Source organism: Actinopolymorpha pittospori (assembly GCF_014873875.1).
GTDB classification, from domain to species: domain Bacteria; phylum Actinomycetota; class Actinomycetes; order Propionibacteriales; family Actinopolymorphaceae; genus Actinopolymorpha; species Actinopolymorpha pittospori.
The window spans coordinates 9,536,675-9,559,045 of the sequence record NZ_JADBEM010000001.1 but is presented as its reverse complement, the minus strand read 5'-3'; the positions used below and the strand labels follow the sequence as shown (position 1 = coordinate 9,559,045).

Here is a 22,371-nt window from a genome sequence, read left to right as displayed (position 1 = left end):
CAGTTCGTGGGGTCGTTCTGGCCTAGCCCGGGTGGGTTCCTGGGTAGGGGGAGTCGGGGGTGGGGTGGTCGGCCACCAGGTGGCCCACCACCCCACCATCGGGGTGTCCTGTGTGCGGTGGCACCTAGCGGGCCGTACCTCCGGTGTGCCAGGCCTTCTCGATCGTCTGGGTCAGCTTGTTGTGGGCCCGGTCGGTGACGGTGACGCGGACGGTCGGGTCCCCGGCGCCCTTCGGTGCGGGCGGCACGGTGGCCACCACGGTGTCCCCGTGACCGTTCCTCGTACGAAGGCTCCGCCAGTGCACCCCATCGTCGTAGGAGATCGCGGCGCTGACCCGGAATCCGCCCGGGCCCCGGCCACCCGGTTGGTAGCCGGGTGAGAGGACCAGCGACGCCGGGCGGTTGGCGCCGACCTGGTTGTGGAGGTCGGTGTCCAGCCGGTAGCCGACCTGCGGCAGCGGCAGGACCTCGCGTCCCGACACGTGCCCGGAGCGGAACGTCCAGACCGTGTGCGAGGCGGTGGAGGTCCGGGTCCAGGTGTCGGCGGCCCGTCGTACGTCGAGTTCGAGCTCGTAGTCAGCGGGCGACGGTGGCACGACGAACTGGCCGGCCGACCAGTCGGCCCGTCCCACCTCCGTGCCGTTGCGCCGCAGGACCAGGCTGGTCGTGTCGTTCTTGTCGGCGTAGCCGTAGATCTGCCCGTCGCCGGACACGAACTGCGGGACGACGATCCGGATGGCGTCCTCGAACCGTGCCACCGGCAACCCCTCGACCTCGCCGCCGGTGATGTCGGGAACGGCGGGACGGATGATCGCCGGCCACCACACCCGGTCGACCCGCTGTCCCGGTCGGAAGCTCCGGGCCACCGACAGTTCGTGCCCGCTGAGGCCGAACGGGCCGGCGTCGGTGGAGGTCACCCACTGCGTGTCGGGGTCGGCGCTCACGTAGTCGGTGCGGCGCAGCGGGGTCGTGACCGACCTGACGAGCCCGAACCCGACGGCGATGCCGGGCAGGAACGCGTTGCTGTCCTCCCGGTGACCGGTGGCCGTAACCGCCTGCTGGTGGTAGTCGGTACGGATGGTCGCGAGTGGGACGCGCTTCAGGTCGTGGCGGATCGGCCGGTCGAGCCTCGTCTCGCGGAAGATCACGTCGTAGGTGGAGCCGCTCCCGGAGACTCCGGCGAGATCGATCCGCACCGGCTCGCTGGTCTCGCCCGGTTTACCGGTCGTGCCGGGCAGCACCTTCCAGGGCTGGGCCGCCTTCGCGAGGAGCGCCCGAAGCCGGAGACCCTCGACGCGTTCCAGCTGGTAGACCGGGATCGTGGCGCCTTCCGCCGACTCGTTCAGGGGGCCGGCCGTCGTGTCGTTGTACACGAACAGCACGCGCGCCCCCACGGCGGCCGCGGCCCGCGCCTGCTCCGACACCTGACCCTCGAGATGCTGGACGAGCACCACCGATCCCCGTGCCGCGACCTTCGCCAGCTCCGCCGGAGTTCCCGACCCGCCATCGACGACACGCACCCGGCCGTCGCCGACGAAGGTGGGAGCGAGCTCGGCGGGTCGTGGCGTCGGAAGGCGGAAGCCTCCAGGCCCGGTGATCCGCGCCGTCAGCTGCGGCTGGGCGAGGTCCCAGCGGTGCAGGAACTCGAAGGTGCCGGTGCTCACCCGGGGCATCGGCTGGACGTAGACCTCCTTGGTCACGTCGCCGGACAGGCCCTTGCCGCTCACCTCCGAGCGATCACCGGCGCTGCGGTGCCAGGCGATCCCGAAGTTGCCCGGATCCGCCGCGCGTGGCGTGGTGAGCGACACCGGGTCCGCGTCACGGGCGTCGAAGTGGAACGACCGCGGCCCGGTGATCGACACCTCCGGGTCGCCGAGCATCGCGACGGCCCTGGTCTGCCACCCGCCCGGATACGGGAGATTCGCGAACACCATCAGGGAGTAGCGTCCGGTCGGTACCGCCAGCGTCGTGCTGCCCTCGGCGCCGATCGCCTGCAGGGTGAGCTCACCGGTGTCGAGGTTCCACACCTCGACGTCGCTGCCGATCCCGAAGTTGGTCCCGCCGTCCCGGTCGGTCACCGAGACGGTGACGTCGTGCGTGGGAGCGCCCACCGTGAACCCGACCGGCGTCCGCAGCGTCGTGGTCTCGCCACGGGCGAGCAGCACACCGGCGTAGCTGCCGGGCTCGGTGTGGTCGGAGTCCAGCCGCAGGGTCACGGTGGCGGTCCGGCCGGGCCCGATCGCCATCACCCGTTTGTCGAGGGTGAGCGCGGCCGCGGGGCGCACGCCGGCCCCGAGGCTCGGTACGGACAGGTCGAGGGTGAGCCGCACCGCCTTCTTCGTGGGGTTGCGGTAGGTCACTTCGCGGGTGAGCGCCGGGCGCGGATCCCCGGTCCAGGGCAGCGGGCCGAACGAGACGCTCGCCGCGCTGACCTCGAGCGGTTCGGTCACGGCTCGGGAGACGTCGATCCGGCCGGCCCCCTGCGCGGCGACCGATACCCCGTCCGTGGGCCGCGCGGTGCTCGCCAGGGCGTTCTTGAGTTGGCTTCCGGACCAGTCCGGGTGTCGCTGGGCGAGGAGCGCGGCGGCACCGGCCACGTGCGGCGTCGCCATCGACGTACCGTCCATGGACGTGTAGTACTCGCTCAGGTCGGAGCCGAGGTCGGTACCGGCGGCGCGGGCCGCGGCGATCGCGACACCCGGCGCCGTCACCTCGGGTTTGACCGCACCGTCACCGAGTCGAGGACCGCGGCTGGAGAACGACGCCAGCTGGTCCTGCTTGTCGACAGCTCCGACCGTCAGCGCGGCGCTCGCCGCGCCAGGGGCCGTGACCGTGCCGGCCTGCGGTCCGACGTTGCCGGCCGCTACGACGAACAGCGCGTCGCTGCTGGCGGACAGCTCGTCGACCGCCGCACTGACCGGATCGCTCCCGTCGGAGGGAAACCCGCCGAAGCTCATGTTGACCACCCGGGCGCCCTGGTCGACCGCCCACTGCATGCCGGCGATCGCCCACGACTCCTGGCCACCGCCGGTGTCGTCGAGGACCTTGCCGATCACCAGGTCGGCCTCTGGTGCCACCCCCTTGCGGGAGCCGCCGGACGCGGCGCCGGAACCAGCGACGGTCGAGGCCACGTGGGTCCCGTGGCCGAAGTGGTCCGAAACCCCGTCGGAGTCGGGTACGAAGCTCCTCGCCGTGCTGACGCGTCCCGCGAGGTCGGGGTGGCCGGCGTCGTAGCCGGAGTCGAGGACGGCGACCTTCACGCCCTTCCCGGTGAAGCCGGCCTGCCAGGCCGTCGGTGCGCCGATCTGGGGAACGCTCTGGTCCAGAGTCGCGTGCAGCCTGGCGTCCAGCCAGACCTTCCCGATGCCGCTCGCCAGGCGGGTGACGCCGTCGCCGGGGCTGTCGTCGTCGATGGAACGCCAGAAGTCGCGCACCGCGCCCCTGCGCGGCGTGACGGCCAGGGTGTGGGCGCTGGGCAGTGCCAGGGTCCGGCTGGTCGCGGCGGGCGTGCGGGGCAGCGTCTTCGTGGCACGGGCTCCGGTGGGCGCGGTGAGCAGGACGGGGATCGAGCCGCCGGACCGGTCGTCGTAGCCCTGCGCCACGAGCTCGCTGAGGTTGAACAGGCGGGCGTCGAGCTGACCGCTCGCGACGTAGGGAAGTGCTTCGTCCGGGACGAGTTGGACGTCGCCGTCGCGCTCGCTCAGGTGATAGCCGCGCCCTGCGCTGTCCCCGCTGTCCCCGCTGTCTCCGCTGTCCAGGGTGGCCGTCTGCCGGCCGTCCGGTAGCACGGTCAGCCGGGCCACGTCGCCGGTGATCAGGGTGAGGGAGTAGGTGTGCCCACCGGGCGCACCCGTACCTGCCTGGTGGGCAGCGGTCGCGACGGTCGCGCGCGCGGCTGCGTCCGGGGCAGGGGCAGGGGCAGCCACGGCGGCCGTCCCGGATCCCGCCGTGCCGAGGGTGCCGGCGGTCGCGGCCGTGACGGCGACGATGGCAGCGAGGGTGCGTCGGGCCTTCACTCCTACCTCCTCCACGCCCCGCGTGGTGGGGACGTCCAGCGGAGAGCTTCACAGGGGTGATGGTGCGGGATCCATCCCTGTCCGCGGCGCATCTGCGTCATGGCTCGGACACGCCACCAGGGCAGGACGGCGTAGGGAGGACGACCGTCGTGGTCCGGGTTCTCGTCGACGTCTCGAGGTCGGTGACAGCTCCGCGACAAGTTTTGTGCCGCGATCTCGGTGTCGCGTTGTCACAGATCGACGGGCTGCCCTGTCTTTGATGCGGACCGGACGTTGTGAAGCGACAGGAGCGAGACCGTGCCACCAGCCAGTACCGCCATCCGGATCCGGGTCCGGATGCGCGCTCGTCCCATCGACGAGCCGCACCGCGCTTCGAGCCAGCTCGAGCTGTTGTTCGATCTCACCTTCGTGGTCGCGGTCGCGGCCGTCACCGCACAACTCGCGCACGCCATCGCGGGCGGTCATGGCCTGGCCGGGCTGATGCCGTTCCTCCAGGTGTTCTTCGCGATCTGGTGGGCGTGGATGAACTTCACGTGGTTCGCCTCGTCCTACGACACCGACGATGTCGCCTACCGGCTGCTGACCATGCTGCAGATGGCCGGGGTGCTGGTCCTCGCCGCCGGTGTGCCCGCCGCGGTCAGCGAATCCGACTACGGGATCGTCACCCTGGGCTACTTCATCATGAGGATCGGGCTCGTCGCCCAATGGCTGCGGGCCGGTCTCGAAGACCGCGCCCGCCGCCGCACCGCGCTGCGCTACGCCGCCGGTGTCGGCATCATGCAGCTGGGGTGGGTGCTTCGCTTCTTCCTCGTGGACACGGGCGTTCTGCCGTCGTCCTTCGCGCTGCCGTTCTTCCTCGTCCTGGTCGTCCTGGAACTCTCGGTTCCACGCTGGGCGGAGCGCGCCAGGGCCACCAACTGGCATCCGCACCACATCGCCGAGCGCTACGGCCTGTTCACGATCATCCTGCTCGGTGAGAGCGTCCTGGCCACGAGCCGGGGAGTCGAAGGAGCGCTGGAGACCGGCGAGATCAGCGGTCCCTTCGTCGTCATCGCCGTCTGCGGCCTCATCCTGCTGTTCGCCTTGTGGTGGCTCTACTTCCTGGTGGAGGCAGGCGAGGGACTCAGTGACCGCCGGGACCGGTCCTACCTGTGGGGATACGGCCACTACGGCATCTTCGCGGCTCTGGCGGCCCTCGGCGCCGGACTCGAGGTGGCGGTGGAGCAGAGCGGGCACCACGTCGCGGCATCACCCCTGGCACTCGGCTTCGCCGTCGCCATCCCGGTCGCCGCGTATCTCGCCCTGCTCTGCGCGGCGCACGCGCTCATCGTCCCAGGGCCCGTCATCTATCCCGCCGCGGTCCCGGCCTGCGTCGCCGTCATCCTGCTGCCACTCGCGACATCACGGATCGGCGTGGCCGCCGTCGTCGCGGCGATCACAGCCATCTGCGTCCTGCTGGTCGCCGTCACGATCACGACCGCGGCCATGCGGGCCCGTGCGGGCGAGCGCCACGGCGCGCGCCGCCGGCTCCGGCAAGTTGTGAAGTAGACCACAGCCGCCTGGCCGAACGGCAGCCTCCGTTCATCTATCCCCACCCCGACAGGTGCCGGGATGTCACAAATCACGCCGCTACCCGGTCTTGTCTTGCGGAACGGCTTTCATCGAAGGAGCACCATGCACTCGCCAGAGAACCGGATTGCCACCTCCGTCCTGGTCATCGGGACGGGAGGAGCCGGACTTCGGGCCGCCATCGAACTGGCCGAGCACGGAGTCGACGTCCTGGCGGTGGGCAAACGACCCAAGGCGGACGCGCACACCTCTCTCGCGGCGGGCGGCATCAACGCGGCGCTCGCCACGATGGATCCCGAGGACACCTGGCAACAGCACGCAGCGGACACCCTCAAGGAGAGCTACCTTCTCGCCAACCCCGAGACGGTGCGGATCGTCACCGAGGGCGCCGCGCGGGGAATCGACGATCTCCAGCGCTACGGCATGCCGTTCGCACGCGAGGCGGACGGGCGGATCTCCCAGCGCTTCTTCGGCGCCCACACCTACCGGCGCACCGCCTTCGCCGGGGACTACACCGGACTGGAGATCCAGCGCACCCTGGTCAACCGGGCGGCGCAGCTCGACGTCCCCATCCTCGACAGCGTGTACATCACACGCATTCTCGTACGCGACAACGCGGTCTTCGGTGCGTACGGGTTCGACCTGACCGATGGCAGCCGCTACGTCATCCATGCCGACGCGGTGATCCTCGCCGCCGGCGGCCACACCCGGATCTGGCGGCGCACCTCCTCCCGCAGGGACGAGAACACCGGCGACTCCTTCCGCCTGGCCGTGCTGGCCGGCTGCCGCATCCGCGATCCCGAGCTGGTGCAGTTCCACCCGTCCGGTCTCATCGCGCCCGAGAACGCGGCCGGAACCCTCGTGTCCGAAGCGGCACGGGGGGAGGGCGGAATCCTGCGCAACCAACTTGGCGAGCGGTTCATGTCGCGCTACGACCCGGAGCGGATGGAGCTGTCCACGCGCGACCGCGTCTCTCTGGCGGCGTACACCGAGATCAAGGAGGGCCGTGGAACCCCGGCCGGTGGCGTGTGGCTGGACGTGTCGCACCTGCCGCGGGAGACGATCATGACGCGGTTGCCTCGCGTCTACCAGACCCTCCTGGAACTGCAGATGCTCGACATCACCAAGGAGCCGATCGAGATCGCGCCGACCGCGCACTACTCGATGGGCGGGGTCTGGGTGCGATCCGAAGACCACGGCACGGGCGTCGACGGCCTGTACGCGATCGGGGAGGCGGGCAGCGGCCTGCACGGCGCCAACCGCCTCGGCGGCAACTCACTCATCGAACTTCTCGTCTACGGCCGCATCGTCGGGCAGGCCGCGGCGGAGTACTCCGCGGGCCTGGATGCCCAGCGCCGCTCGGCCGAGGCGCTGGACGCGGCACGGTCGGAGGTGGACGACCTTCTCGCCGCCGACGGCCCGGAGAACGTGCGGTCTCTGCAGCGCGCCCTCCGCGACATCATGACCGAGCACGCAGGCGTGGTGCGCGACGAGACCGGCCTGCGCGAGGGCCTCGCCGAACTCACCGCCGTGGACGCACGCATCAACGACGTCGGCGTGCACCCGGACATCGCCGGCTTCCAGGACCTGGCCCACGCCTTCGACCTGAAGTCCTCGGCGCTCGCCGCGCGCGCGACGATCGAGACCGCACTCGAGCGGCGCGAGACCCGCGGCTGCCACAACCGCTCCGACTACCCCGACGTCGACCCGGCCCTGCAGGTCAACCTCGTGTGGTCCGGCCCCGGATCGGTGCAGCGGGAGGCCATTCCGCCGATTCCCGGCGAGATCGCGGCGCTCATGCGCGAGGTCTCGTCCGCCGGAAAGCTGGTCGAGTAGAAGCCACCGGCGACCCGGTTGAAGAACAGAACTCCCTACCGCGGCAGACATCGTCGGCAGACATCGTCGCCGCGCCGCGTATCACCGACGGCGCAGTCGTCGGCACCTTCTCGTGTACCTCTGACGTGCGATCGCCACCCTCCCGGTCTACCGCGGGCGGCGCGACCGCCACCCTCTCGTGAAAGGACAACAATGATGAGCCCTGTCGTCGTGGGCGTGGACGGCTCCGAGGAGAGCCTGCGGGCCGTGGAGTGGGCCGCAGGTGAGGCCCAACGCCGCCGGCAACCGCTCCAGATCCTGCATGCCTTCAGCTCCCCCCTCGTGGGAGCAGCCCTCGCACTCGCACCGGCCGCGCCTCCGGAGGACGACCTCTGGCACGCCGCCGAAAGCACCATGGCGACCGCGCTGGCTCGCGCACAGGCGGTCGCACCCGACATCGAGGTGGTGACCACCGCCCTGCCGCACACCGAGCCCGTGCCCGTCCTGCTGCAGCACTCTCGTGAAGCCGAACTCCTCGTCGTGGGCAGTCGCGGGCTCGGCGAGGTCGCGAGCCTGCTGCTGGGATCGGTCGGCACCCGCCTCGGGACCAAGGCCGCCTGCCCGGTCGTCATCGTGCGCGGGCCTGTCGTGGCACGTGGACCGGTCGTGGTGGGCATCGCCGACCCCGGCGAAAGCGACGACCTCCTCGCCTTCGCGCTCGCGCACGCCGCCCGGACGGCGAGTCCGGTGGTACTCGCGCATGTCAGCGCGGAAGGATCAGCCGGCGAGAGTTCGCCCCTGCCCGAGAGCGACCTGGCCCGGTGGCGTGAACGCTTCCCCGGCGTCAGGATCGACCAGGAGTCTCTCATCGGCCAACCAGGCAAGACGCTGATGCACGCGGCGTCCCGGGCGTCCCTGCTCGTTGTCGGTTCTCACCACCACAACGAGATCAGCGCGCTGATCCATCACTCGGTCAGCCAGAACGTCCTGCACCACGCCAGCTGCCCGGTGGCGGTCATTCCGGTCCAGCGGTAAACCGATCAGCTCGGGTGGACCGACGACTGGTTCGCCGCGGCCGCACAAGAACTTCCTCGATGGTTGTCACAGTTTCCGGCTCTGTCCTGTCTTAGCTGACGACCGGCTGACAACAAGTCCCGGGCACACATCACAAGCACCTCGACAAGCAAGGAAGGCTTGACATGAAGATCGTGGTTATCGGCGGAACCGGCCTGATCGGGTCGAAGGTCGTGGCGAATCTCGGTAGGGCTGGCCACGAGGCGGTGGCAGCGGCGCCGAACACCGGCGTCAACACCCTCACCGGCGAAGGCCTGGCGGAGGTGCTGAAGGGCGCACAGGTGGTCGTTGACGTCGCCAACTCCCCGTCGTTCGAGCGCGACGCCGTCATGAAGTTCTTCCAGACCTCCACCGGCAACCTGCTCGCCGCGGAGGAGGCGGCCGGCGTCGGTCACCACGTCGCGCTGTCGATCGTGGGAACGGAGAAGATGCCCGACAACGACTACTTCCGGGCGAAGGTCGCGCAGGAGGAGTTGATCGAGAAGTCGTCAGTCCCGTTCTCGATCGTGCACGCGACGCAGTTCTTCGAGTTCACCCGGAGCATCGCCGACGAGGCCACGAACGGCACCACGGTGCGGATCGCGCCCGTGCGCTACCAGCCCATCGCGGGCGAGGACGTCGCCCTGGCGGTCGGTCGGGTCGCGGTGGGCTCGCCGCTGAACGGCCGGACCGAGATCGGTGGGCCGGAGCAGTTCCAGATGGACGAGTTCTTCCGGAACGCCCTTGCTGCCTGGGGCGATCCGCGCGAGGTGGTCGCCGACCCGCACGCGCTCTACTACGGCAGCGTGCCGGGCGAGCGGACGCTGGTTCCGGGCGACGGCGCGGCCCTCGGCACGATCCGCTACCGCGACTGGCTCGTCCAGAACGCGACCGGTAAGTAGATCCCGGCTCCGCACTGGAGGGTGAGATGTGCTTCGAGTTCGAAGGTCGGCCGGAGCGGGTTGTCCGAGCCCCATGCCCGTCCTGAGCGGGCTCCGCACCTCATCCGCACGCCATCTCCGCGCACCATCTCCGCGGACCACGACGACGACAGGTGGCCGGCGCGTGGGCCCAGGCTCCCATGACTGGACAGGAGTTTCTCCGTTGACCGCGTTGGCGATGGTCGCCGAGTTCGATGATGTCGCGGGTTGGACCGCCGACGTCATCGAGCAACTCGGACGGCAGCACGCCATCCCGGCCACCTGCCGTGGCAGCGCGAGTCCGGCCGCGCGACGTTGGCCGCCCACCAGGGTGAGCGCTTCACCCACCGGTTCGCCGCCGACCAGATCACCGTACGGCTGATCCACGCGGTCAGCCGGCCCTCCGAACATCCACCCACGCCACGTATGGAGGAAACATGAGCGCAAACGGCGAGAACGAGTTCCTGTACGAGCTCAGGGCCGAGGTCGAGGTCGAACTCACCGAGGCCGAGGCGAGCCGCCCGGAAGAGGAGATCACGCTTCCGGTCACCGAGTGGCTGTTCGACCCGACCGACGTCGAACGCGAGGAGGTCGTCCTGCGGGGTCTGCTCGACGCGGTCGAGACCCTGGAGGGCGAGTCCCGGCCGGGCGATCACTGCACGTGAAGAGCACCCGGGTCCCTTTGCCTGCGGTGAAGACCGCCCCTTCCGACAGCCGAGGCATGACACCCATGAAACACCTGGAAACCCAGGAGTCCGCCACCGCGGGCTCGACGGCGCGGATCGACACGCTCGAGAGCCTTCGCGAACACCTGCAGTGGGCGATCGAACTGGAACACGCGACCCTGCCGCCGTACCTCTGCGCGCTGTACTCGCTGGATCCGAAGCGAAACCCCGAAGCCGTCGAGGTGGTGGGCAGCGTCTTCGTCGAGGAGATGTTGCACCTCGCGCTGGCCGCGAACCTGCTCAACGCCGTCGGCGGACGGCCACGCCTCGACACCCCGCGGATGCTTCCGCCCCATCCCCGACCCCTGCCGCACGGGGACCGTTCGCTGGAACTGTCGCTCGTCCCGTTCGGGGCGGAAGCACTCGAGATGTTCCTGCGGATCGAGCAGCCGGCCCCTCCCGGCGCCGCGGCGGAGGGTGAGGACTACGAGACGATCGGGCAGTTCTACGCCGCCATCGAGGAAGGACTGCGCCTGCTGTGCGACCGGCTCGGCGAGCAGGCGGTCTTCAGCGGCGACCCGGCCCGCCAGATCAACGCGGGTCACTTCCGGCACACCGCCGGGCGACTGGTCGCCGTCGACAGACTGGAGTCCGCGCTGGCGGCGCTGGAGGAGATCGTCGAGCAGGGCGAGGGCACGGCCCGCGGCGGGGTCTGGGACGGCGACCAGGACGTCTTCCACCCCGAACGGGACGAGGTCGCGCACTACTACCGGTTCCAGGAGCTGAAGGTCGGCCGGCGCTACCAGCGCGGCGACACCCCGCAGTCCGGGCCCACCGGCGAGCCGATCTCGGTGGACCTGGCCGGCGTGCTCCCGATGCGGCGCAACCCACGACTGGTCGACCACGCTCCAGGCAGCGCGATCCGCACCGCCCAGGAAGAGTTCAACCACACCTACAGTGCCGTCCTGCACCTGCTCGAGCAGGCGTTCAACGGCAGCCCGAGGCTGCTCGCGGTCGCCACCGGCACGATGTACGCGCTCAAGGCCCAGGCCCAGTCCCTGATGAGGATGCCCGACCAGGACGGCACCACGGCCGGACCCACCTTCGACTACGTGGCACCCGAACAGCGCCGGTGGAGCGTCGGCGACCGGCAGCGGGTCGTCGTCCTGCGCGACGGCCCGTACCTCGTGTACGGCGGCCTCCCACTCAGACGTAAGCGCAAGATCGTCTCCGCGGAGAAGGACGCGCTGACCTGGCAGACCAGCGAGCCCCTGGAGACCGAGGACACCTATGCGCTGTGCCGTTGCGGTCACTCCGGCTCCAAGCCGTTCTGCGACGGCACCCACGCCGTGATCGGGTTCGACGGCACGGAAACCGCGGGGGTGCGGCCGTACGAGGAACTGCAGCATGTGCACGACGGGGTGAGGATCTCGGCGCAACGGGTGGGGGAGTTGTGTATCCACGCCGCCTTCTGCATCGGACGCACTAGGCCGATCGCCGAGATGCTCGCCGACACCGGCGACAGCGACGTGCGCTCCACCGTCATGGGCCGCATCGACCACTGCCCCTCCGGCTCCTACAGCTACGCCCTCGAACGTGGCGGCGACACGATCGAACCCGATCTTCCGCGGGCCATCTCGGTCCTGGCGGAGGAGGACGGCCTGGCCAGCGCACTGTGGGTCACCGGTGGAGTGCCGGTCCTGCGGGCCGACGGTGAACCGCTGGAGACCCGCAACCGGATGACGCTGTGCCGCTGCGGCCACTCCGGCAACAAGCCGCTGTGCGACGGAACCCACCGAGAGATCGGCTTCCGCGAGGAAACACCCGGCCAGGAAGGAAGAACACCATGACCCGGCACACCTGCCAGGCTCACCAGGCTCCGAACACCGGAAAGGCCTTCTGATGAACGACCAGCCCGTCATCGTCCTGGTCCACGGCGCCTTCGCCGAATCGGCCAGCTGGAACCGCGTCCTCCCACGCCTGCACAGCCATGCGTTGACCGCTGTCGCCGCCGCGAACCCGCTGCGCAGCGTCGAGGGCGACGCCACCTACCTACGCGACGTGATCGCCGGCATCGGCCGCCCGGTCATCCTGGTCGGCCACTCCTACGGCGGCATGGTGATCACCCAGGCGGCGGCCGGGAATCCGGCCGTGCGTGCCCTGGTCTACGTCGCCGCCTTCGCCCCTGAACCCGGCGAGAGCGCACTGCTGCTGTCCGGCAAGTTCGAAGGCAGCACTCTCGGCGGCGCGCTGGTCACCTACCCGGTCGCCACCGGCGGCACCGAGTTCCGCATCGCCGAGGACCGGTTCCACCACCAGTTCTGCGCCGATCTCGACGCCGGCGAGGCCGCCCTGATGGCCGCGACGCAGCGTCCGGTGACCGAACGGGCACTGACCGAAGGGCTGGCGGCGACCGAGCCGGGATGGCGCACCACGCCGTCCTGGTTCGTCTTCGGCGAGGGCGACCTCAACATCCCGGCCGCGGCGGCACGGTTCATGGCCGAGCGCGCCTCCGCACGCGGAACCAGGGAGATCCCCGGCGCCTCACACGCGTTGGCGGCGTCCCAGCCCGACGCCGTGGCCGACACCATCCTCGAGGCCGTCCGCCATCTCCGCGACTGACGACGCCGGTCCGGCGGGCGGCGAAGGCCCTTCGCCGGCGCCCGAATCGATGTGGATAGGTTGATTCCACACCAGCGGAGGCGTGGAAAAGACATGCAGACGGAATCCGCGGAAGAGGCGAACGTACTCGAGCAGGCCGCGAACGCGTTCGTCGAGCTACGGCCGCGCCTGTTCGGCATCGCGTACCGCATGCTCGGCAGCGCGGCCGAAGCCGAGGACATCCTGCAGGAGGTCTGGGTGCGCTGGCAGAACACCGACCGCGCGACCATCGAGAACCCGTCGGCCTTCTTGGCGTTGATCACCACCCGGCTGGCGATCAACGTCGCTCAGTCCGCCCGCGCCCGCCGCGAGTCCTACATCGGGCCGTGGCTGCCCGAACCCATCGACACCAGCATCGACCCTGCGGTGGGAGCCGAACGCGGCGAGGACCTCGAACTCGCCTTCCTGCTCCTGCTCGAAAGACTCACTCCCACCGAGCGCGCCGCGTACGTCCTGCGCGAGGCGTTCGTCTACCCCTACCCACAGATAGCGGAGATCCTCCAGCTCAGCCCGGTCAACGCTCGCCAGCTCGTGAGCCGCGCCCGTAAACACCTCAGTGCCGTACGACGCGAGCCCATCGACAAGAGCGAACACCGGCAGCTGCTGGAGGCATTCCTCGACGCTGCCCAGACCGGGAACATCGGCGCTCTCGAAGATCTCTTCGCCGCCGACGTCGTCAGCTCCTCCGACGGCGGCGGCATCCGAGGGGCGGCGCGGTTCCCCCTGCTGGGCACCAACCGGGTGGCGAGGTTCCTGGCCGCGTTCGCACCCCGGTTCTGGCCGGGCGCCGAGTTCACCTGGCTCGAGGTGAACGGGCGCGCCGGCGTGCTCGTGCCCCGTGGTCGCTCCGGCGTCACGATGCTCACCATCGAGGGATCCCCAGAGGGCATCCATCACGTCATGTGGATCGTCAACCCGGCCAAACTGGACGCGTTCGAACGCTCACGCTCACGGGGAAGCCAGCTCGTCTGAACGCGGTGTCACAACCCGACGGGCTGACCCGTCCTACCTGCGGACACCGAAGGAACCGAGGACATCGTGCCGACAACGTCGTTGGCCGGCGGCCACGCCGGCACCCCCACGGCATGGACAAAGGAGAGGCCACGCCGCTACCCGGCGTGCTTTCCCGACTGCGAGGGCGGCAGGACATGACCGACGTGGCCGCCGAGTCGCTGGCGGAGATGCTCGACGAACGTCAGCACCTGGTCGAGATCGCCTTGTGGATGTTCGGTTCCGAAGTCACCGCGGACCGCATCGTCGACGAGACCTATCGCCGCTGGTACGCCCTCGACGACGAGGAGCGCGCCGGCATCGCGGTGCCGCGCGCCTGGCTGACGCGGACCGCCGGAAGCATCTGCCTGGACCTGCTGGCCGCCCCCATCCACGTCCACACCCCCAGCGCTCCGGTACGCCGGCCCCAGCCCGGCACCGACCTGACCCAGCACCCGGTCAGGTTCAGCCAGGCGATCGTCAGACACGACCATGTCGCCCGCCGGTTCGCCGCGGCCTGCGAGACGGGGGACACCGAGGCACTGCGGGCGGTCCTGGCCACGGACGCGATGGTCGTGAGCGACGGTGGCGGCAAACTGCGCGCCGCCGTACGCCCGACCTACGGCGCGGACGCGGTGGCCCGCTTCGTCACGGCCCTGTTGACCGGCCGGCCCTGCACCGACGTCACCCTGGAGGCCGTGAACGGTCGCGCGGGGCTGGTGCTGCGCCGGTCGGGCCGGGCCGTGGCGGTGATCAGCGCGAGCGTCGCCGGAGCCGAGGTCACCGCCGTGTGGATCGTGCTGAATCCCGACAAGTTGCGGCGCTGGCACCGCCCATGACCAGAGTGCCCCACCACAGGCTCCTCGCGTGCCGCTGGAAGGCGTACCGGTGAACGACCCGATCCTGTCCACGGACCATGACGACAGCGGCACCGCGTTTAGACCGCTCTACGTCACGCGCGTCACCGTGGAGGGCGGCAGCTCCGCCCACGGCCGGGCCACCGGCCGGGCCCGCTCCTCCGACGGCGCCCTCGACCTCGAGCTGCGGATGCCCGCGGAACTCGGCGGCGACGCCACCGCCCCGAACCCCGAACAGCTCTTCGCCGCCGCCTACGCCGCCTCCTTCCACGGCGCCCTCAGCCTGGTGGCCCGCCAGCACCTTCTCGACCCCGGACCGATCACGGTCGAGGCGAGCGTCACCTTCGGCCGCGACCCCGCCGACGGCGGCTACCAGCTCCGTGCCGACCTTGTCGTGACCTGGCCCGGAGTCGAACAGGATACGGCCGCCCCGCTGCTCGCCCAGGCGACCGCGCTGTGCCCCTACGCCAAGATGACCCGCCAGGGCATCCCCGCCACCATCAACCTCGCCCCATGACCCCCGCGACCGACGGACCGCGCCGGTCGGTCAGCGGCGTGCTGGTGCGACGCCGGCCTCCTCGACCGTCGACGCGGCGGCGTGTCGACGCAGTCGGCGAGCGGTGAGCGCGAGGGTGACGAGTGCGGCCAGGGAGAAGACGACGTCACCGGTGTGGTCGATCGCCGGTGACACCGGCATGACGGGTGTCTCGATGAAGGAGTGCACCGCGTAGCAGACCATCGCGCCGGCGACGAGTGCGAACCGGTGCGAATCACCCCAGCCCGTCTGGTGCGACCAGTGGCGCACGACCGCGATCACGATCGCGGCGAGGACGAGAAGTCCCGCCACGTTCAGCCAGGCCGGGATCCCGTCCGGAAGCAGGCGGAACGCGGTGCCGGTGACGAACGCGAACGCCCCCACCCACCACGGGTTCGGCGCCGTGCGGGAGGTGACGACCCTGATGGCGTTGCTGTCGACCCTGTTGACGCTGTCGACCTGGCGCGCGGCCGGCCGGAACGTCATGGCCACCGCCACGAACACCACGATCGCGACGGCGACCCCCACGAACTGCGGCACCGACGCCACGAAGTCGTCCTGGTAGAGCTGCATCGCGGTGGTTGCCACCGAGCCCAACGCGAAGAGGACCGCGGTGACTGTCAAGCCGAGCTTGCCGAGCCACGGCGTGCGTGGGCGGTCGAGCACGAGCGACTCGGTGAGTCCGATCGGAACCCCGATGCTCCACACCGCATGGAGGGCCAGTACGCCCAACGTCCACGGAACGGACAGGCCGAGTGCCGGCACGTAGCCATGGTCGAGCAGGTGGGCGTTGGCGTAGTTCGGGTTGAACAGCGACTGGGTGGTGACGCCTTCCTCGAAGACGGCGTAGGCCAACCCGAGCACGATGATGCTCGGCCAGCCTCGCCCGGTTCGACGGACCACCTCCCTGATCAACAGCGCGCCGGCACCGTACAGCGGCGCCAGGATCATCAGGGCGAACAGCAGACTGACGGGGAGATTGCCCAGCAGGAACTCCGCGATGAGCGGGGCGAGGAAGAACAGGCCGATGGCTGGGGCGATGCGTCGCATGAGGACCTCCGCGAGTCGTCCGTGACGAGACTCAGCCTCGGCGTCGCGACCGCTTCGGGCGGATGCCATCCGATCGCACGCAGGCATGACAAATGTCCTGGACCACACCGGCCGCGGGTGTGAGTAGGCTCGAAGAAACGCCGCTGACGCCGTCGTGTGCAGGGCGGCGGTCGGGGGCGCCGCCTGCGCGACGAAGCAGGAGGCAGGCATGGGAGATCGCCTCTTTCAGGACCGGAGAGCGGCCGGCCGGGCTCTCGCCGGACTCCTCTGTCACTACCGTGACCGGACCGACGTCATCGTGCTGGGTCTGCCGCGCGGCGGCGTGCCGGTGGCCCACGAGGTGGCCCAGGCCATCGGGGCTCCAATGGACGTCTTCCTGGTCCGCAAGCTCGGGGTTCCGGGCCGGGAGGAACTCGCGATGGGCGCGGTCGCCTTCGGACACGTGGTCGTCCTGAACGACGACATCCTGCGGGCCCTCGGCGTGTCCGGTCGCGTCGTCTCCGAGGTCGCCGAGCGGGAGCGGGCAGAACTGCGCCGCCGGGACCAGCTCTACCGTGATGGTCGCCCCATTCCCGACCTGACGGGCAGAACCGTCATTCTCGTCGACGACGGGCTCGCGACGGGGGCCAGCATGCGTGCCGCGATCCATGCCGCGCGCCAACTCGGTCCGGCCCGGGTGGTGGTGGCCGTGCCGACCGGGCCCGCCTCGGTCTGTGAGGAACTCGCCCATCGGGTGGACGAGCTTCGCTGCGTGCGGACGCCGTCGCCCTTCTTCGCCGTCGGTGAGTCGTACCAGAACTTCGAGCAGGTGAGCGATGAGGAGGTGCGTGCGCTGGTCCGCGCCGCGACGCCGAGCAGGGGCCCGGTACGCGCCACCAGCGAAAGGAGCAAGGTCATGGCCGAGACGGGTTACTCGTCCTTCAACACGACCGTGGACAAGACCAACCATGTCCTCCGGGAGATCGAGCACGACTACGGCTGGCCCAAGGAACGCCGGAACCAGTCCTGTGCGGCGCTTCGAGCGACTCTGCACGCACTACGCGACCGGCTGAGCGTCCAGGAGGCCGCACAGTTGGGCGCCCAACTGCCGATGCTCGTCCGAGGCATGTACTACGAGGGCTGGGAGCCGAGCAGGGTACCGGTCAAGATGAGCCGCCAGGAGTTCCTGAACCGGATCCAGGAGGAGTTCCGATTCGACATCGACGGGGGGATGGACCAGCTGGCGTACCGGGTGATGGCCGCACTGCGTCAGCACATCACCGACGGCGAGTGGGCCGACGTGAAGTCCGCCCTGCCCAACGATCTCGAGGCCGTCCTGCCCTGAGGTCAGTGGTCGTCCCAGTGGCCGCCGTGCGCCGCGTGGCGGTGGCCGTCGTGGACGTAGTCGACGTGGTCCCCGTGGGGCACGCCGACGTGGCCACACCCCTCGCCGTGTTGGTGTGCGTGGTCACCGCTGTGCTCGTGGTGCTCTGACATGGTGCACTCGTCGCTGTGCCCTTCGTGCATGACGTGCAGGTGACCGTCGTGGGCGTAGTCCACGTGGTTCTGGTGCGGAATGGCGACGTGGCCGCAGCCCTCGCCGTGCACGTGGTCGTGCCTCTGGTGCGTGGTGTGACCCTGCTTGCTGGCCATGACTCCCGTCCCCCCATGCCCTGCGGAAAGTGGTCGAGGCGTCTGGGATCCGAGCCCTCAGGCGCGCCGCTCCCATCGTCGCGCGCGAGGAAGATCAGCTGGACGGGTTCCGCGAATCGGGCCGGACAGGCCGGACAGGCCGGAGCACAAAAACAAACCGGACATGGCGCTCAGACGGGGCCGACCGCCACGACCCGGACCACGGCGGTGCCCTCCTCGTCGGAGGCGGCCAGGTCGACCTCCGCGCTGATGCCCCAGTCGTGGTCGTCCTCGGGGTCGGCGAAGATCTGGCGCACGACCCACCGGTCCGGCTGCTCATCGATCATCAGCAGCGCCGGACCCCGCGCGTCGGGACCGGTGCCGATGGCGTCGTACTCCTGGAAGTACCGGCCCAGGGCCTCCGCCCACCTGTCGGCGTCCCAGCCGGCCGCGGCGTCGAGTTCGCCGAGTTGGTCGTAGCGGCGCAGGGCGGCGAGCTCGACCCGGCGGAAGAGCGCGTTGCGCACCAGCACTCGGAACGCCCGGGTGTTGGAGGTCAGCGTCCGCAGCGGCGCGGGCTTGAGAGCCGCCGCCGGATCGGCCTCGTCGGTCGGGTTGCGCAGTCGCTCCCACTCGTCGAGCAGGCTGGAGTCGACCTGGCGGACCAGCTCGCCGAGCCATTCGGTGAGGTCGACGAGCTCCTCGGTCCGGGCGTCCTCGGGGACCGTCTGCCGCAGCGCCTTGTAGGCGTCGGCGAGATAGCGCAGCACCAGCCCTTCGGAGCGGGTCAGACCGTAGAGCCCGACGTACTCCACGAACGTCATCGCCCGCTCGTACATGTCGCGCACGACCGACTTCGGGGACAGCTCGTGGTCGGCGACCCACGGATGCCCCCGCCGGTACATGTCGTAGGCGGCCTCGAGGAGCTCCTCCAGCGGCTTGGGGTGGGTCACCTCCTCCAGCAGCTCCATCCGTTCGTCGTACTCGATGCCCTCCGCCTTCATCGCCGCGACCGCCTCGCCGCGGGCCTTGAACTGCTGCGCGGACAGGACCTGCCGCGGATCGTCGAGGGTGGACTCGATGATCGACAGGACGTCGAGCGCGTACGTCGGTGACTCCCGGTCGAGCAGCTCGATCGCGGCGAGGGCGAACGGCGACAGGGGCTGGTTCAGCGCGAAGTCGAACTGGAGGTCGACGGTGAGCCGGACGAGGCGGCCCTCCTCGTCGGGCTCGGCGAGCCGTTCGACGACGCCGCCGGCCAGGAGCGCGCGGTAGATCGCGATGGCGCGCCGGATGTGCCGGCGCTGCGCGGCGGGTTCCTCGTGGTTGTCGGTGAGGAGGTGACGCATCGCGGCGAACGCGTCGCCGGGACGGCCGATGACGTTGAGCAGCATGGCGTGGCTGACCGCGAAGCTCGACGTCAGCGGCTCCGGCTCGGCCTCGATGAGCCGCTCGTAGGTGGGCCGGCCCCAGCCGATCGTGCCCTCCGGCGGCTTCTTGCGCACGACCCGGCGCCGCTTCTTCGGGTCGTCACCTGCCTTGGCCAGCGCCTTCTCGTTCTCGACGACGTGCTCGGGCGCCTGGACCACCACGGTGCCGATGGTGTCGTAGCCGGCCCGCCCGGCGCGGCCGGCGATCTGGTGGAACTCGCGTGCCTTGAGCAGCCGGGTCTTGATGCCGTCGTACTTCGACAGGCCGGTGAACAGCACCGTGCGGATCGGGACGTTGATGCCGACGCCGAGCGTGTCGGTGCCGCAGATGACCTTGAGCAGGCCGGCCTGGGCGAGGGTCTCGACCAGCCGCCGGTAGCGGGGCAGCATGCCGGCGTGGTGGACGCCGATGCCGTGGCGGACCAGCCGGGACAACGTACGACCGAAGCCGGCGGTGAACCGGAAGTTGCCGATGAGGTCGGCGATGGCGTCCTTCTCGGCGCGCGAGCAGACGTTGACGCTCATCAGGGCCTGCGCGCGTTCGAGGGCCGCCGCCTGGGTGAAGTGCACGACGTAGACCGGAGCCTGGTGCGTGCTGAGGAGTTCCTCCAGCGTCTCGTGCAGCGGGGTGGTGACGTAGGAGAACACCAGGGGGACGGGGCGCTCCAGGGCATGCACGAGGGTGGTGGGTCGACCGGTACGCCGGGTGAGATCCTCCTCGAACCTGCTGACGTCCCCGAGGGTCGCCGACATCAGCAGGAACTGTGCGTGCGGGAGTTCGAGCAGCGGCACCTGCCACGCCCAGCCGCGGTCGGGCTCGGCGTAGAAGTGGAACTCGTCCATGACCACCTGACCGACGTCGGCCCGCGCGCCGTCGCGCAGGGCGACGTTGGCGAGGATCTCCGCCGTACAGCAGATGATCGGGGCGTCGGCGTTGACGCTCGCGTCGCCGGTCATCATGCCGACCCGGGCGGGGCCGAACATCTCGCAGAGGGCGAAGAACTTCTCCGACACGAGGGCCTTGATCGGAGCGGTGTAGAAGGTACGCAGGCCCTGCGCGACCGCGGTGAAGTGCGCACCGGCGGCGACGAGACTCTTGCCGGAACCGGTCGGCGTACTGAGGATCACGTTGGCGCCCGACACGATCTCGATCAGCGCCTCTTCCTGGTGGGGATAGAGGGTGAAACCGCGCTCTTTCGCCCAACCGGCGAAGGTGTCGAAGAGGGAGTCGGGGTCGGTGTCGGCGGTCGAGGGCAGCTCTGGCGACTGGTGTGCGAGGGTCATGGCCGCTCCATCGTGCCCTATGCCGCCCACGCTGCCCACCTGAGCCGGGTCCGTGGCCGGACACCGACGATACGAGAACGGCAGCGGGCCCGCCGACTGGATCGGCGGGCCCGCTGCCGGATCGGGTCAGCCGAGGTCGATCGAGGGGTAGAGCGGGTGGTTGGCCAGCAGGTCGGCCGCCTGCGCGGCCACCCGGGAGGCGACCGACTCGTCTAGGACGTGCTGCGCCTTGGAGGCCTTGCCCTGTGCGGTCACGCCCGGCTTGGTCTCGCGGAGCACGGCGTCGATCAGCGCGGCCACCTCGTCCATCTCGGCGACGCCGAGACCGCGGGTGGTGAGCGCGGGCGTACCCAGCCGGATCCCCGAGGTGTACCACGCGCCGTTCGGGTCCTGTGGGACGGAGTTGCGGTTGGTGACGATGCCCCCGTCGAGGAGCGCGGCCTCGGCTTGTCGGCCGGTGAGGCCGTAGCCCGAGACGTCGAGGAGGACCAGGTGGTTGTCGGTTCCGCCGGTCACGAGCGTGGCGCCGCGCTTGTTCAGCCCCTCGGCCAGGGCCTGGGCGTTGTCGACGATGCGCTGGGCGTAGTCGGCGAACTCCGGCTGCCGGGCCTCGGCGAGCGCGACCGCCTTCGCGGCCATGACGTGTGGCAGCGGCCCACCGAGGACCATCGGGCAGCCGCGGTCGACCTGCTCGGCGAGGTCCTCGTGGCACAGGACCATGCCGCCGCGCGGGCCACGCAGCGACTTGTGGGTCGTGGTGGTGACGATGTGGGCGTGCGGGACCGGGTCGAAGTCGCCGGTCAGCACCTTGCCGGCGACCAGCCCGGCGAAGTGCGCCATGTCGACCATGAACGTCGCACCCACCTCGTCGGCGATCTCCCGCATGATCCGGAAGTTGATCAGCCGGGGGTAGGCGGAGTAGCCCGCGACCAGGATGAGCGGCCGGAACTCCTGGGCCGTACGACGGACGGCGTCGTAGTCGAGCAGGCCAGTCTCCGGGTCGGTCCCGTAGCTGCGCTGGTCGAACATCTTGCCCGAGATGTTGGGGCGGAAGCCGTGCGTGAGGTGGCCACCGGCGTCCAGGGACATGCCGAGCATCCGCTGGTTGCCGAGCTCCCGCCGCAGCTCGAACCAGTCCTGCTCGCTGAGGTCGTTGACCTGGCGCGCCTTCGCACGCTCCAGGGCGGGCGCCTCGATCCGGTGGGCGAGCACCGCCCAGAACGCGACCAGGTTGGCGTCGATGCCGGAGTGCGGCTGGACGTAGGCGTGCGGTGCGCCGAAGAGTTCGCGGGCGTGCTCGGCCGCCAGCGCCTCCACGGTGTCGACGTTGCGGCAGCCGGCGTAGAAGCGGCGTCCGATGGTGCCCTCGGCGTACTTGTCGCTGAACCAGTTGCCCATCGCGAGGAGTACGGCGGGGGAGGCGTAGTTCTCGCTGGCGATCAGCTTGAGGGACTCGCGCTGGTCGGCGAGCTCGGCGCCGATGGCGGCGGCGACCCTGGGCTCGACGCCCGCGATCACCTGCAGGGCACTGCGGTAGGCCGTCGACTCACTGTTGACCTGCGATGACGTAGCGCTCATGGGACCTCCTGTGGGCGTGCGGGAAGGGGCCCAGGCGCACGGCACGACGTCTCGCGGACGGACGGGGCCGCTTCCTGATGGTCGATCCCATCCCAACGCGCCAGTCACGGCCCGGCACGAGGCTACCGTGCGCGCCCGGACCCGACCGGCAGGACCTCCTGGGCGCGTCCGCCCGGATCGGCACCGAGGTGGGACACGCCACCCCATCGCCGGTCAGCCCCGCGCCAACCAGGGCGGGCCGGACCGATCGCGCGGCGCGCCCCCACCTGTGTGAGGCCCTCTCCGGCGTTTGCGCCCTCACCTGCCCTCTTCTGTAGACACTGGGATGAGGGATGTCT

Annotated in this window: 17 protein-coding genes and 1 riboswitch; of the genes, 12 read left to right on the top strand and 5 right to left on the bottom strand. The window is 70.3% G+C overall.

Annotated features, from left to right (window positions below; translation table 11 throughout):
• Nucleotides 1-124: 124 nt before the first annotated feature.
• Nucleotides 125-4,015, bottom strand: a complete 3,891-nt coding sequence (locus tag HEB94_RS53065) for a S8 family serine peptidase (RefSeq protein ID WP_192755373.1) — start codon at nucleotides 4,013-4,015, stop codon at nucleotides 125-127.
• A 297-nt stretch (nucleotides 4,016-4,312) separates the two neighbouring features.
• Between HEB94_RS53065 and HEB94_RS44205 the strand changes: the two genes are divergently transcribed.
• The 11 genes from HEB94_RS44205 (at nucleotide 4,313) to HEB94_RS44155 (ending at nucleotide 15,062) form a co-directional block, all read left to right on the top strand.
• Nucleotides 4,313-5,563, top strand: coding sequence for a low temperature requirement protein A (locus HEB94_RS44205; protein WP_337918394.1), 1,251 nt, complete (start codon nucleotides 4,313-4,315; stop codon nucleotides 5,561-5,563).
• A gap of 126 nt (nucleotides 5,564-5,689) precedes the next feature.
• Nucleotides 5,690-7,420, top strand: coding sequence for an L-aspartate oxidase (locus HEB94_RS44200; RefSeq protein ID WP_192755372.1), 1,731 nt, complete (start codon nucleotides 5,690-5,692; stop codon nucleotides 7,418-7,420).
• Between the two features lie 195 nt (nucleotides 7,421-7,615).
• On the top strand, nucleotides 7,616-8,434 hold the full coding sequence (locus HEB94_RS44195) for a universal stress protein (RefSeq protein WP_192755371.1): 819 nt from the start codon (nucleotides 7,616-7,618) through the stop codon (nucleotides 8,432-8,434).
• A 164-nt stretch (nucleotides 8,435-8,598) separates the two neighbouring features.
• Entirely contained in the window at nucleotides 8,599-9,354 is a 756-nt protein-coding gene (locus HEB94_RS44190; RefSeq protein WP_192755370.1) for an SDR family oxidoreductase, read from the top strand.
• A gap of 202 nt (nucleotides 9,355-9,556) precedes the next feature.
• Nucleotides 9,557-9,754 (top strand): hypothetical protein, encoded by a 198-nt coding sequence (locus tag HEB94_RS44185; protein ID WP_192755369.1) that lies wholly within the window; start codon nucleotides 9,557-9,559, stop codon nucleotides 9,752-9,754.
• A gap of 55 nt (nucleotides 9,755-9,809) precedes the next feature.
• A complete protein-coding gene (locus HEB94_RS44180; protein WP_192755368.1) occupies nucleotides 9,810-10,037 on the top strand; it encodes a hypothetical protein in 228 nt (75 codons plus the stop codon).
• 65 nt (nucleotides 10,038-10,102) lie between these two features.
• Entirely contained in the window at nucleotides 10,103-11,887 is a 1,785-nt protein-coding gene (locus HEB94_RS44175; RefSeq protein ID WP_192755367.1) for a ferritin-like domain-containing protein, read from the top strand.
• A gap of 52 nt (nucleotides 11,888-11,939) precedes the next feature.
• The gene (locus tag HEB94_RS44170) at nucleotides 11,940-12,659 is read left to right on the top strand and encodes an alpha/beta fold hydrolase (protein ID WP_202896868.1); all 720 of its coding nucleotides are present in this window, start codon (nucleotides 11,940-11,942) and stop codon (nucleotides 12,657-12,659) included.
• 93 nt (nucleotides 12,660-12,752) lie between these two features.
• Nucleotides 12,753-13,670: an RNA polymerase sigma-70 factor gene (locus HEB94_RS44165; protein ID WP_192755366.1), complete on the top strand. Its 918-nt coding sequence runs from the start codon at nucleotides 12,753-12,755 to the stop codon at nucleotides 13,668-13,670.
• A gap of 113 nt (nucleotides 13,671-13,783) precedes the next feature.
• A complete protein-coding gene (locus HEB94_RS49855; protein ID WP_202896867.1) occupies nucleotides 13,784-14,527 on the top strand; it encodes a sigma-70 family RNA polymerase sigma factor family protein in 744 nt (247 codons plus the stop codon).
• Between the two features lie 28 nt (nucleotides 14,528-14,555).
• Nucleotides 14,556-15,062: an Ohr family peroxiredoxin gene (locus HEB94_RS44155; protein WP_202896866.1), complete on the top strand. Its 507-nt coding sequence runs from the start codon at nucleotides 14,556-14,558 to the stop codon at nucleotides 15,060-15,062.
• A gap of 30 nt (nucleotides 15,063-15,092) precedes the next feature.
• On the opposite strand, the gene HEB94_RS44150 is transcribed toward HEB94_RS44155, so the two are convergent.
• Complete coding sequence (locus tag HEB94_RS44150; protein ID WP_192755365.1) at nucleotides 15,093-16,130, bottom strand: hypothetical protein; 1,038 nt, start codon at nucleotides 16,128-16,130, stop codon at nucleotides 15,093-15,095.
• Between the two features lie 208 nt (nucleotides 16,131-16,338).
• Here HEB94_RS44150 and HEB94_RS51820 point away from each other — a divergent pair, with 208 nt between their 5' ends.
• Nucleotides 16,339-17,454: a DUF2267 domain-containing protein gene (locus HEB94_RS51820; RefSeq protein WP_192755364.1), complete on the top strand. Its 1,116-nt coding sequence runs from the start codon at nucleotides 16,339-16,341 to the stop codon at nucleotides 17,452-17,454.
• Nucleotides 17,455-17,456: 2 nt separating this feature from the next.
• Here HEB94_RS51820 and HEB94_RS44140 read toward each other — a convergent pair whose 3' ends face one another.
• The 3 genes from HEB94_RS44140 to HEB94_RS44130 all read right to left on the bottom strand — a co-directional run bounded on the left by HEB94_RS44140 (nucleotide 17,457) and on the right by HEB94_RS44130 (nucleotide 22,033).
• On the bottom strand, nucleotides 17,457-17,762 hold the full coding sequence (locus tag HEB94_RS44140; RefSeq protein WP_192755363.1) for a hypothetical protein: 306 nt from the start codon (nucleotides 17,760-17,762) through the stop codon (nucleotides 17,457-17,459).
• A 170-nt stretch (nucleotides 17,763-17,932) separates the two neighbouring features.
• Nucleotides 17,933-20,455: a DEAD/DEAH box helicase gene (locus HEB94_RS44135; protein WP_192755362.1), complete on the bottom strand. Its 2,523-nt coding sequence runs from the start codon at nucleotides 20,453-20,455 to the stop codon at nucleotides 17,933-17,935.
• Between the two features lie 126 nt (nucleotides 20,456-20,581).
• A complete protein-coding gene (locus HEB94_RS44130) occupies nucleotides 20,582-22,033 on the bottom strand; it encodes a glycine hydroxymethyltransferase (protein ID WP_192755361.1) in 1,452 nt (483 codons plus the stop codon).
• Between the two features lie 21 nt (nucleotides 22,034-22,054).
• Nucleotides 22,055-22,151: riboswitch (ZMP/ZTP riboswitch) on the bottom strand.
• Nucleotides 22,152-22,371 lie beyond the last annotated feature (220 nt).